Source organism: Ostreibacterium oceani, assembly GCF_009362845.1.
Taxonomy (GTDB): domain Bacteria; phylum Pseudomonadota; class Gammaproteobacteria; order Cardiobacteriales; family Ostreibacteriaceae; genus Ostreibacterium; species Ostreibacterium oceani.
In genome coordinates this window covers 46,689-58,842 of record NZ_WHNW01000009.1, presented here as the reverse complement: position 1 = coordinate 58,842, position 12,154 = coordinate 46,689, and the positions used below count along the sequence as shown (strand labels likewise).

The following is a 12,154-nucleotide window of genomic DNA, read 5'->3' as shown; positions in this document are numbered from 1 at the left end:
AGCCACTAACACACTATCGCTGTGGGTTGTGTCGTATGGTGATAACGCGCCAAGTCAATAAATGCCAATGCGTGCTGCGCCAGTGGTGCAACGACGACGTCGGGTTGCTGCATAAAGTCGCTATCAAACACCTCTAAATACAACCGCAAGGTCGCACCCACCGTACCTGTTCCTGATAAGCGTACAACAAACCGCGCGGATTCACCAAATTTTACCTGATATCCTTGGTGGCTGATATGGCTTTGATTGGTGGGGTCGGTGTAGGAAAAATGCCCTAACTCGGTGCAGTCTTGCTGGTTAAATTGCAAGGACTTGGTGTCTTTTTGTGTCAAGTCTGCCAGTATTTGCTCGCCTGCTTGCACCGATAGCCCTTCAAAATCATAACGCGCATAGTAATGCCGACCAAACCGCGCCCAGTGACTTTGCATCACCGCGCTAACCGATTGTTTTTGCGTTGCGAGAATGCTCAACCAGCAAAGCACGGCCCAAATACCATCTTTTTCGCGAATATGATGCCCTGAAGTACCAAAACTCTCTTCGCCACAAAGATTGATCCGATTCGCATCGAGCAAATTACCAAAAAACTTCCAGCCAGTGGGTGTCTCGTAGCAATCAATGCCTAATGCATTTGCCACCACATCCACCGCTCGACTGGTCGGCAATGAACGGGCAACACCAACAAATGGTAATGATTGGAATTGCTTAATGGCGGTATGGTTTGCGGCAATCACGGCCAATGAATCACTAGGATTGACAAATAGCTTGTGCCCGACAATCATATTGCGGTCACCATCGCCATCAGAAGCCGCCAATAAACTAAACGGACAGTCAGGACTCATCGCCGTGTTATACAGTGTTTTGGCCGTCGTTGGGCTAGGGTCAGGGTGCTGCCCCGCAAAATCAGGCAATGGGGTTGCGTTTAAAATATCATTGGCATCAACACCAAGACAATCGACAAAAATAGCCTTTGCATAAGGGCCAGTAATGGCATGCATCGCATCGAATTGCAGGCGGTTTGATGTCAAATAATCGCGGATTAATGCAAAATCAAACAATGACTGCATGAGCTTAACATAATCACCAACGCCATCAATCACCGCCACCCTCGCTTCGCCAAATCGATAATATTGGCAATCCATCAAGTCAATATCGGCGGTGTCGGCAATCACATAATGTGAAATTTGCTGGCTATAGGCATAGATTTCATCCGTCAGACTCACAGGTGCAGGCCCACCGTTAGCGACATTCAGCTTGATACCGACATCGCCGTTTTCACCCCCTGGGTTATGACTGGCACTAAAGACAAACCCAAGCGTTGCCTGACAATGACGAATCAAATGCGAACAAGCTGGTGTCGATAGCAGCCCCCGCTGACAAACACGAATATCAGTAAATCCATTACCTAAGGCAATGCGGATGGTTTGCTGGATAGCGATATCATTGTAATATCGACCGTCACCCCCAATAATGATGGGCTGATGCTTATCCACATCAACAACACACAGGCAGCTTTGAATATAGTTTTCCAAATAATTGGCTTGCGTGATAAAGGTTTGCGTTTTTTTACGCAAGCCTGACGTACCAGGGCATTGATCGGCATATGGGGCTGTCACCACTGTATTAATATTCATCTTATTGTTTTTTTATAATTTATTTTAAGAGATAATCAAAAGCAAGCAGTCTCAACAATCCGTGCCAGCAATCCACCAGCCGAATCTGCCAGCCACCTGCCTAACAAACCTACGCATTGTCCCATTATAACGAGCAATCTCACGTTTGACGAGACTAAGCACAAGACTGTAAGCGTCTTGTTTCAAAATACGCGAAAAGTCTTTACAATAAAGCCCCAAAATATAACCCCCAAAACGACGGTTAAGTCACCAACACAGCAACGAGAACAATCAATGAATAAACAGCTAGTCATGAAGGCCAGAATGGCGATGTATCAAGACATTCGCCAGTTTTTTGGGGCGCGTAACGTGGCAGAAATCGAGACGCCACTATTGTCACCTTACGGTAGCACCGATTTACACATTGATAGCTTATCGCTCACTTATCAAGGACGCCAACATTTTTTACAGACTTCGCCAGAGTTTGCTATGAAGCGCTGGATCAGTCAGTTTCAATGTGATTGCTTTCAAATTACCAAAGTCTTTCGCGACGAACCACCCAGCCGCCGACATCGCTGTGAATTTACGATGCTAGAGTGGTACCGTGTTGGGTTTACCCTCACACAGCTAATAGACGAAGTGGCAGCACTACTCAAAGCAATTAACCCTAATCTGTCTGATTTGCCTGTTGAAATAATCAGCTATACCGACGCCTTTGGGCGAATTGGCATACACCCCTTGGCGGATGATTTGATAAACTTACAACAAAAAACCATTGCTTTACTCGGTTATGACCCACAGCTGGGTGATTGCCGAGATGCTTGGCTAGACTGCTTGATGGTCTCATTTATTGAAAAGACACTAGGGCAAAAGCAACTAACGTTTCTATACGACTATCCTGCTAGCATGGCAGCGCTTGCCAAAAAAAAGACCAATGCCGAAGGCTTTATCGTTGCCAAACGATTTGAGCTTTATTACCAAGGCGTTGAGCTTGCCAATGGCTTTGACGAACTGACCGACGCCAACGAGCAGCAAGCACGTTTTGTACAGGACAACACGCGACGCCAAGCTGCCAAAAAAAGCCAAATACCACACGACACGCTATTAATTGACGCACTAAAGACCATGCCTGACTGTGCAGGTGTCGCCATCGGATTAGACCGTTTATTAATGCTTACCTTGCAGTCAGAGACGATTGATGCTGTCATGCCATTTACAGATACGCCAATGTAGGATGCATCCGCGTAGAGTGCATCCGTGCAGAATGCCCACGGCAGAACGGAAAAATGACACATTAACTACAGCATACTGAAAAAGATATGACGAAAATTAACTACCTATTACTGAATAGATTTGCTAGTATAGATAGTTGTGCTTTCTGTCTCTTTTCCAGTGAGCATAAAGCGGTAGTTGGGCGCGATAGTTGGGTGCCATGATAGGTGATTAATGCTTTGATTTAAACGCCTATTGATGCATTTTTATTAATATTTCAACCAACTAATAACGCGTTAATTAGAAAAGCAAGTAGATATACAACAGATATACAGTAGATAAATGACAATACCTTTTGCCAAATTGTTCCCCGCCTTAGTGATATCAATTTTCACGCTCATCGGCATTATACTGACCGCATGGTTAGCGCAGCCAGTTGAGGAAGTCAGCATCACAAGATTTTTTGCGCAAGCCATTAGCGCCGTTGTGCTTTGGGTTTGGATATGCCTATTATCTGTTGTGAGAGGCTGGAAAAAACGCAATTATGAACGGCTTTTTATGCTGGGTGTCGGTTTGTTTTACTTTTCTTTAGTTGGCGGTTTTTTGTCGGAACTTTACCTTTTTGACACCTATTTGACCGTTTTTTGTCGCGACATTACCCAAGCCGTTGGCTTGGCGCTGATGGCTTACGGTAGTTTCCATTGTGTTTCACGCAATTTGGCCGAAAGAGCCAAGCTCGAACGTATGGCTAGCCACGACGATTTAACCCATATTCTTAACCGTCGTGCCTTTATGATTTCCGCCCAAAAACAATTTGAACGCGCCAAAACAGACCACTCACCTTATTGTTTAGTACTCATGGATGTCGATGACTTTAAACGCATTAATGACCAATACGGACACAAAGCGGGTGATGAAACACTCAGCGCCTTTGCCAATTACTTAAAAAACAGTGTTCGCCAGTCAGATATCGTCTGTCGCTGGGGAGGCGATGAGTTTGTCGTCCTGCTAGCTAACGCTAACGAACAAGTTGGCGAAGAATTTGCCAAGCGCATTCAAGCAATGCTAAAAGTCTACGGTGGCGATCGCGGTTGTCAGGCGCTAACTATTAGCATCGGTATTTCTGTTTATCACCATGATGATATCAGCGTTGAAGACGCATTGCATCGCGCTGACGAAGCCATGTTTACCGTAAAGCACGACCATAAAAATGCCATCAGTGTCAATTAATTCATCCTCATTACCTCGGATGAATTTACGCCACTTGCTAAACAAATCTACCGATAAATTACCATGCAAATAGCCGTCTGCGGTTCAATCGCTTATGACTATATTTTACGGTTCGAAGGGCGCTTTGCCGAGTCCCTTTTGCCCGAAAAAATGCACGAACTTAGCGTGTCTTTTTACACCCCTGAGATGCGCAAAGAATTCGGCGGCACAGCAGGCAATATTGCTTATGCCATGCAGCTGTTAGGCTTATCACCGATTATTTTTGCCACCGTTGGCTCTGATTTTTCGCCTTATCATGCGCATTTAACTCGCCTAAACTTGAACACACGTGGCATTGTCAACGTACCCAATGAATATTGTGCGCAATGCTTTTTAACCACTGATATCGCTGGCAACCAGATTAATAGCTTTCACCCTGGCGCCATGGTACACGCGGCTGATAATTCTGTGTTTGCTAACGACTGGCGACTAGCCATTATTAGCCCAGATGCACCTGATGCCATGCTGGCACACAGCGCGCGATTACAATCATTGGGCGTTCCTTATATTTTCGACCCAGGCCAAGCGTTACCAGTGCTCGACAAAGCCGCCATTGAGCAACTAATTTCAGGTGCTAGCTACCTCATTTGCAATGATTATGAGTCCGCCCTACTCAGTGAAAAAATAGCACGGCCCATTCAAAGCCTTGTCAGCACGACAACCGCCATCATTATCACCCAAGGCGACCAGGGATCGCGCATCTATCACGATAACCAAATAACGACCATCCCCGTGGCGACGGTAACGCAACCGCTTGACCCAACGGGCTGTGGCGATGCGTATCGTGCAGGCTTAATTTATGGTATTTTGCATGGTTTTGATTGGCACACAACAGGCAAAATGGCCGCGCTATGTGCAGCGTATCAGGTTGAACAGCATGGCACGCAAAATTACGACTTCTCACTACCCGACTTTAAACGACGCCTTGAAACTGCCTTTGGCTAACGGATTGTCTGCTAACAGATTATCTGCTGACACCCTGTTTCCCTGCGCATTGCTGTTTATGTAGTTTAACCATGTAATCCATTTACAATTCACTTACAATCCATTTAACCCATTTACATGCTATCCAATGAAGCTTAACAACAGACAACCGCCCTTGCTCTTTTGTGGCTCACCGCTAAACCGCAGCCACAATGACCGCTATTCAGCCACTGAACTCAGCGCCATGTATCGCTCCGCCAATGCTCGCATTACGCTACTCTATCAGTCACAGCATGTGATTGCAGGTGACACAATACCTGTCGCATCTGTAACACCTGCAACACCCACAACTTTTCGCGCCACGTTTTCTTACGCTGAATTGCCGCCTGCCATACAAGCAATAACGCCGTTTGCTCTCCTTGGTTACGACAATAACGCCCCTTATTTTGCGATAAATATAGCCGTGGCCAAAACAACACATGAAACAGATACCACTGGCGAACTGGCGCGCGTTTACCCATGGCTACAAGCGCATACATTACTAGATTTACGTGCTGTAAGCGCCATTATTTCAGCCCACGAAGCCGCTATCTTGGCACATGCCAGAGCCCTCTTTCACTGGCAACAAACGCATCAATTTTGTGGCGCTTGTGGTGCGACGACGCACCTGATCAAAGGCGGCCATGCCATGCGCTGTTTGCCGTGTGGACAGCGCAGTTATCCGCGTACGGATTCCACGATTATTGTCCTTGTTGAACGTATCGCAGCCGATGGCCAGCCAGAATGCCTGCTGGCTAGCCATGCAAAACGCAAATCGGGCAACAAATCTGGTCAATATTTTTCCTTGTTGGCTGGTTTTGTCGAGCCTGGCGAAACCTTAGAAGAAGCCGTTTATCGAGAGGTATTCGAAGAAACCGGCATTCGGGTGTCGGCCGTTCAATATCAGGGCTCACAGCCGTGGCCATTCCCTAACTCGCTTATGCTAGGGTTTCGTGCGATGACTGCCGAGCGTGCTATTCATCTCAATAAAGACGAATTAACAGCGGCCAAATGGTTCGACAAGGCTGCCGTCAGGCAACTCGCCGCCAACGACCAACAAATGGGTAGCGACCGCTGTTACTTGCCTAATTCACAGTCTATCGCTAGACAGCTGATTGATGCATGGCTGCACGAATAACGACCAAAAGATGGCCTCAAATTTAACCTGCCCCGTTAAACGCTAGCCGAGCAAACGCTTTTCGACCAGCTGATAACGCGCCAATGCATTATCAATCACCGCTTGCGGCAGCTCAGGCCCTGGTGCAGTTTTATCCCAATCCAAGGTCTCCAAATAGTCACGAATAATTTGTTTATCAAAACTAGGTGGGCTAATACCCACTTGATAGCTTTCCATATCCCAAAAACGCGAAGAATCAGGCGTAAGCACCTCGTCAATTAACACCAAGTTACCCGCCTTATCCGTACCAAACTCAAACTTACTGTCGGCAATCAAAATCCCACGGGCTTTGGCGTAGGCATAGGCCATTTCATAAATCGCGGTAGACACGGATTTCATTTGCTCGGCCAGCTCATGACCCACGGCAGCCACAACGTGCTCAAACGCGATATTTTCATCGTGCTCGCCAACCGCTGCCTTAGTCGATGGGGTGAAAATCGGCTGCGGTAGTTTTTCGGCCTGCTGCAATCCAGCAGGCAAGGGAACGCCTGAAATACTGCCGTATCGCTGATAGTCTTTCCAGCCCGAACCAATGATATAGCCGCGCATAATGGCCTCCACTGGTAAATTATGCATCTTTTTAACAACCACCGCGTGGTTTTTGAGTGTATCGAATTGCTTGGCATCATTCAAAACCGATTGCAGCGACAATTCACTGCAATGATTAGGGATAATCGCACGGGTTTTTTCAAACCAAAAGTTGGAAATATGCGCCAAAATTGCGCCTTTACCAGGAATGGGCGTTGGCAAAACCACATCAAACGCGGACAACCGATCGGTTGCCACAATCAACAAATGCTCATCATCAACAGCATAAATGTCGCGGACTTTGCCACGATGAACTAGCGGTAAATGCGTAATATGGGTTTCAATAATTGCAGGTTGTTTCATGGATAAGGCTACCATTAGCTATAAATTAGGACTTTATCATACTGCAAAACACCACAAAAATCACCTCGCCATTCTGTTCGATATTCAGCTCGATATTCAGCTCGCCACTTTATCTTACGATGTCGTAGTAAGGGTAACCTAAAAACCAGTTGATAAAATGTTTAACTGATGTTGTGGGTTGGTTATTATCGATAATAGCAAGGAACTGTTTGTTGGTGCTAGCATTAATCGCAAATGGGCGCACCAACGTACCCATGTCTAAATAGCTTTTTAACAGCGCCGTATGCCCAATCGCCACACCAGACCCTGCAATTGCGGCGTTTATCACCATGCTGTAACGCTCAAAACCCGTATGCCATTTAGGAATTTTAACCGGCAAGCTAGCCGCATTAAGCCAAGCCAACCAATCTGATTGCCAATCTAGATCCACGAGCAAGCAATGATTGAATATATCCGCTGGCCGCGAAAGCGTCTTAGCAACCTCAGGACTACAAACGAGTGTTAGGCTGTCCTGTGGCAAGGCAAAACTAATGCACCCCGCTTGATTAGCGCTATCATAACGCAGCCAAATACTGTTTTCATTACGCAAAAAGTCTGGCGGTCTATCGTCTAGCACGAGATTAATTTCTATCTTTTTATAGCGTTGCTGAAATGTCCATAATTGACTGACAAGCCATGTCTCAGCGATTGCTGGAATAGAAAAAATATGTAGCGTTTGACGCTGTTGCTGCTGGCGCTGGCTCGCACTGATATCAGCAATGGCATTCAAATGCGGCGAAATAGCATGGTAATAATGCTGCCCCGCCACAGTTAACACGACACCACTGGATTTTCGCAAAAACAACCGAACCCCTAAATCGGCTTCTAGCACCTTAATAAAACGGCTAATCGAAGCAGCTGACACGTGCAATTCATTGGCCGCGAGCAAAAAACTATTGTGTCGTGCCGCCGCCTCAAAGGCGCGCAAACTATTTAACGGAGGTAATTGCATAGTGACACTCAGAAAATGGGGTTTTGGCTTAAATAAATTAAGCCACCACTTAAAAAACTATTATTGCTGAGTTGGCAATAAATGTCTACTATTGATAAAATTTTTTTTACCTTGAACCATCAAAGAGGAACTACTATGTTAATCGGTGTACCAAAAGAAATTAAAGCCAATGAAAATCGTGTCGGCCTGACGCCCATTAGTGTTCGTGAATTCATTAATGCTGGGCATCAAGTCATTGTCGAGAAAAATGCTGGGCAAGGCATCGGCAAAACCGACTCAGACTACCAACAAGCTGGCGCAACGGTCGTTGACACGGCCGCCGAAATTTTTGCCAAAGCGGAGATGGTCATCAAGGTCAAAGAGCCGCAGGCCGTTGAATACGAGCAGTTACGTCCTGACCAAATTCTATTTACCTATTTGCACTTATCACCAGATGTCGCGCAAACCCAAGGCCTAATTAAATCAGGCTGTATTGCTGTCGCCTATGAAACGGTCACGAGCAACCAAGGAAGCCTACCTCTGTTAGCACCGATGTCCGAAGTAGCCGGCCGCATGGCGGTACAAGTTGGCGCTTACGCCCTGCAAAAAGCCGAAGGCGGTGCTGGGGTTTTGCTTGGTGGCGTACCTGGCGTGGAAAGCGCCAAAGTCGTTGTCTTAGGCGGCGGTGTTGCCGGCTTTAATGCCACCAAAATGGCGGTTGGCATGGGGGCAGAAGTTATTGTTATCGATCGCAATGTCGAACGCTTGCGTTATATCGACGACATCTACCAAGGTCGCGTCAAAACCCTTTATTCGACTGCAGACAGTGTGTACAAAGCAACAACAGCGGCCGATTTGGTGATTGGCACCGTGCTGATACCTGGTGCCAATGCGCCTAAATTAGTCACGCATGAGATTATGCAACAAATGAAACCAGGCGCTGTCATTGTGGACGTCGCTATCGACCAAGGCGGGTGCACCGACGCATCCAAACCCACGACACATGAAAACCCAACCTACCTCGTTGATGATATCGTATTGTACTGCGTCGCCAATATGCCTGGTGGCGTACCAAAAACATCGACTTATGCACTAAATAATGCAACGTTACCGTTTGCCCTCGCCATTGCAAACAAAGGGGTAAAACAAGCATTACTTGACGATAAGCATTTACGCAATGGTCTCAATGTCTGCCAAGGCAAACTCACCTATCGCGCGGTTGCTGAGGCACAAGGGCTAGATTATGTTAGCGCCGAAACCGCGCTAGCGGCCTTGTAACGCTAGCGGCCTTGCAGCAACAAACCCTGCTCGCATCGGTTAAAAAGCCAGCACTCAATGTGCTGGCTTTTTGGTGCTGGCCTTTTGGTGCTGGCTTTTGGGTACTAGGCTAGCGGATATGCCCGTTATCCATTTGCATAAGAAAAGCGTGGCGACGCAACGACGCATCAAAAAAATCCGCTTCTGTGCTTGAAAAAAACATTTGGCAATCAAAGCCCATCAGTTGCTCTAACAAATGATTGCGTCGTAGCGCATCAAATTCGGACGCAATATCATCAATAATAAGCAATGGTCGCGTATGACCAAACTGGCTAATTAACGCTATCTGCGATAAATACAACGCCAAAATAAGGGTCTTTTGCTGGCCACGCGATAGCCGCTGACTCACCTCAATACCATCAACCGTCAATGTAAAATCCGCACGGTGTGGTCCATAACGCGTATGCCCCATACGTAAATCATTGGCAAAATGACGTGTTAAATACGCATCAAGCGCATATAATTCATTCCAACCTGGCAAATAGCTTAGCGTAATCGTATACGGAAAATTTAACCGTTGCAGCTGCTCAGAAAGGATTGGTATCAATTGCGCAAAATACGCTCTTCTCATGTCATGCAGCTGATGCCCTTGTTCGGTCAGTACCGCATCAAAGCTTTGAATCGCTGCGGTTGGCATTTTTTGCTTTAGCGCTGCATTGCGATTTTTTAAGGCACGATGATAGCGCTGCCACGCTTGGATGAAATGCTGATGATAATGAAACGTACCGTAATCGATAAAAGGTCGCCTAAAAGCAGGGCCGGCATCAATCAATTGAAAACTATGCGCGGTAACGGCAATCACAGGGACAATTTTTGAAATATGCGCGGCGTTTTTTTGTGGCTGTCTATCAAGACGCATTTGCGTACTGAGGTCTTCACGGCGCTCAATACCGATATGGTGGTTGGGCAATTCAGTCTTGCCAATAATGCGAAAATAAGGCTTGCCTTGCTGGATAAGCTCCTTTATTTTGCTGGTGCGGAAAGACTTTTGCCGACCAAAGTAATAAATCGCCTCTAGCATAGAGGTTTTACCTGCGCCATTTGCACCAGTGATTAAGTTCACTTTATCAGACAGCGGCACAACCTGATTGGCTAGGTTACGAAAATTTTCAACACGCAATTGAGAAATATGCACAGGGCGTCACTGGCTAAATGTTAAACATCGGGCATGGGCATTTGGACATTAGCATCGGGACGGCAAGCATTAGGTCTGCCAATCAATGCGCCTCAACTGAATGGCTTCGGCTAAATGTGCGGTTGTGATTGTTGGCTCTGCCACCAAATCTGCAATCGTGCGCGCCAGCTTTTGAATACGATGGTAGCTGCGCATCGATAAATGCAGGCTTTTGGCTGCATGGTTTAGCATCGCCTGACAATCATTATCCAACGCGCAAAATTGGTTAATGTGTGCAGCACTTAGGCTTGCGTTAGGACAGCCTTGGCGTTCATTCTGAATGGCTCTGGCTTGTGCAACCGCCTCGCGCATATAGTGGCTACCAAATTCTTTCGGTGTTTCCTCACTCAGGCGTTGATGGTCAATACGGGGCACTTCGGTCACAATATCAATTCGGTCGATAAACGGGCCTGAAATTTTATTTCGATAACGAGCGACTTGGTCGGGCGTATCGCGACACGCGCGTTGAGAATCGCCGAGATAACCGCAAGGGCAAGGATTCATTGCAGCAATCAATTGAAAATTAGCAGGATAATCAATTTGTCGTGTTGCGCGAGAAATTGAAATTCTGTGGGTTTCTAACGGTTCACGCAGGACTTCTAGGACTTGTCGATGAAACTCTGGTAGCTCGTCTAAAAAAAGCACCCCATTATGGGCAAGTGAAATTTCACCCGGTTTGGGGTTGCTGCCACCGCCGACCAATGCAGGTGAGGACGCCGAATGATGCGGCTGGCGAAAAGGGCGCCGACCCCACTGGACTGGCGAAAACCCATGGTGTGAGATCGAATAAAGCGACGCCGTTTCTAATGCTTCTTGCTCGGTCATCTCGGGTAAAATGCTCGGCAACCGAGAGGCTAGCATACTTTTGCCTGTACCTGGCGGCCCCATCAACAACACATTATGCCCACCAGCAGCGGCAATCAATAGCACCCGTTTGGCGTGTTCTTGGCCTTTGATGTCGGCAAAATCCAATGGTACTTGGTCGGGGTCTGTCATGGCTTGCGCACGAATATTTGGCAACTGTTCACCTTGGCTGTGTGCAAAAATATCAAGAATGTGCTTGGCTTTGTAGCCGGTAAGACTGCTAATCAAGGCGGCCTCTTGCTCATTGGCTTCAGGCAGTATCAAGGCACGTTTTGCGACCGAACAGGCCAAGGCGGTCGGCAAGACGCCGCGCACTTCACGGATTTCACCCGACAGCGCCAGCTCACCAATAAATTCGTGGGTTTCAAGAATCGCCGCATCCATCTGCCCGCTGGCAACCAAAATGCCAACCGCAATGGCCAAATCAAATCGCGAACCCTCTTTGGGCACATCGGCAGGCGCTAAATTTACCGTAATGCGTTTATTTGGAAACGTGAATCCCGAGTTTTGAATCGCTCCTCTGACGCGGTCTTTGCTTTCGCGAACTGCCGCCTCAGGCAAACCCACGACCGTAAAAGCAGGCAAGCCGTTCGCAAGGTGTGTTTCTATCGTAATTGGCTGTGAATGCATGCCATTTTGTGCGCGTGACAAGACAGTAGCTAGTGACATCGTGTATAATCTATCCTTACATTGACTTCAATTGCTAA

The 12,154-nt window shown here is 47.0% G+C and carries 10 protein-coding genes; 5 read left to right on the top strand and 5 right to left on the bottom strand.

The features are described from left to right. Positions 1-5: 5 nt before the first annotated feature. On the bottom strand, positions 6-1,631 hold the full coding sequence (locus tag GCU85_RS07885) for an alpha-D-glucose phosphate-specific phosphoglucomutase (protein WP_152810636.1): 1,626 nt from the start codon (positions 1,629-1,631) through the stop codon (positions 6-8). A gap of 273 nt (positions 1,632-1,904) precedes the next feature. On the opposite strand from GCU85_RS07885, the gene epmA reads away from it, so the two are divergent. From epmA to nudC, 4 genes are all read left to right on the top strand, one after another. Then, positions 1,905-2,843: an EF-P lysine aminoacylase EpmA gene (epmA, locus tag GCU85_RS07880; protein ID WP_152810635.1), complete on the top strand. Its 939-nt coding sequence runs from the start codon at positions 1,905-1,907 to the stop codon at positions 2,841-2,843. A 321-nt stretch (positions 2,844-3,164) separates the two neighbouring features. Next, complete coding sequence (locus tag GCU85_RS07875) at positions 3,165-4,052, top strand: GGDEF domain-containing protein (RefSeq protein ID WP_152810634.1); 888 nt, start codon at positions 3,165-3,167, stop codon at positions 4,050-4,052. Positions 4,053-4,115: 63 nt separating this feature from the next. Further along, on the top strand, positions 4,116-5,036 hold the full coding sequence (locus GCU85_RS07870) for a carbohydrate kinase family protein (RefSeq protein WP_152810633.1): 921 nt from the start codon (positions 4,116-4,118) through the stop codon (positions 5,034-5,036). 127 nt (positions 5,037-5,163) lie between these two features. Further along, positions 5,164-6,192: an NAD(+) diphosphatase gene (nudC, locus tag GCU85_RS07865; RefSeq protein WP_152810632.1), complete on the top strand. Its 1,029-nt coding sequence runs from the start codon at positions 5,164-5,166 to the stop codon at positions 6,190-6,192. Between the two features lie 42 nt (positions 6,193-6,234). On the opposite strand, the gene GCU85_RS07860 is transcribed toward nudC, so the two are convergent. Beyond that, positions 6,235-7,122 carry a phosphoribosylaminoimidazolesuccinocarboxamide synthase gene (locus tag GCU85_RS07860; RefSeq protein ID WP_152810631.1) on the bottom strand — a complete coding sequence of 296 codons (888 nt, stop codon included), beginning with the start codon at positions 7,120-7,122 and terminating at the stop codon, positions 6,235-6,237. A gap of 109 nt (positions 7,123-7,231) precedes the next feature. Then, on the bottom strand, positions 7,232-8,113 hold the full coding sequence (locus GCU85_RS07855; RefSeq protein ID WP_152810630.1) for a LysR substrate-binding domain-containing protein: 882 nt from the start codon (positions 8,111-8,113) through the stop codon (positions 7,232-7,234). A gap of 135 nt (positions 8,114-8,248) precedes the next feature. Between GCU85_RS07855 and ald the strand changes: the two genes are divergently transcribed. Beyond that, positions 8,249-9,370, top strand: a complete 1,122-nt coding sequence (ald, locus tag GCU85_RS07850; RefSeq protein WP_152810629.1) for an alanine dehydrogenase — start codon at positions 8,249-8,251, stop codon at positions 9,368-9,370. A 109-nt stretch (positions 9,371-9,479) separates the two neighbouring features. Here ald and recF read toward each other — a convergent pair whose 3' ends face one another. Then, positions 9,480-10,544, bottom strand: a complete 1,065-nt coding sequence (recF, locus tag GCU85_RS07845) for a DNA replication/repair protein RecF (protein ID WP_152810628.1) — start codon at positions 10,542-10,544, stop codon at positions 9,480-9,482. Between the two features lie 69 nt (positions 10,545-10,613). Then, positions 10,614-12,116 (bottom strand): YifB family Mg chelatase-like AAA ATPase, encoded by a 1,503-nt coding sequence (locus GCU85_RS07840; RefSeq protein WP_152810627.1) that lies wholly within the window; start codon positions 12,114-12,116, stop codon positions 10,614-10,616. Positions 12,117-12,154: the final 38 nt, after the last annotated feature.

Coding starts and splice junctions, on each gene's coding strand:
- GCU85_RS07840 (WP_152810627.1), bottom strand. CDS start 12,116: ATGTCACTAGCTACTGTCTTGTCACGCGCACAAAATGGCATGCATTCA.
- epmA (WP_152810635.1), top strand. CDS start 1,905: ATGAATAAACAGCTAGTCATGAAGGCCAGAATGGCGATGTATCAAGAC.
- GCU85_RS07860 (WP_152810631.1), bottom strand. CDS start 7,122: ATGAAACAACCTGCAATTATTGAAACCCATATTACGCATTTACCGCTA.
- GCU85_RS07885 (WP_152810636.1), bottom strand. CDS start 1,631: ATGAATATTAATACAGTGGTGACAGCCCCATATGCCGATCAATGCCCT.
- ald (WP_152810629.1), top strand. CDS start 8,249: ATGTTAATCGGTGTACCAAAAGAAATTAAAGCCAATGAAAATCGTGTC.
- GCU85_RS07870 (WP_152810633.1), top strand. CDS start 4,116: ATGCAAATAGCCGTCTGCGGTTCAATCGCTTATGACTATATTTTACGG.
- GCU85_RS07855 (WP_152810630.1), bottom strand. CDS start 8,113: ATGCAATTACCTCCGTTAAATAGTTTGCGCGCCTTTGAGGCGGCGGCA.
- nudC (WP_152810632.1), top strand. CDS start 5,164: ATGAAGCTTAACAACAGACAACCGCCCTTGCTCTTTTGTGGCTCACCG.
- GCU85_RS07875 (WP_152810634.1), top strand. CDS start 3,165: ATGACAATACCTTTTGCCAAATTGTTCCCCGCCTTAGTGATATCAATT.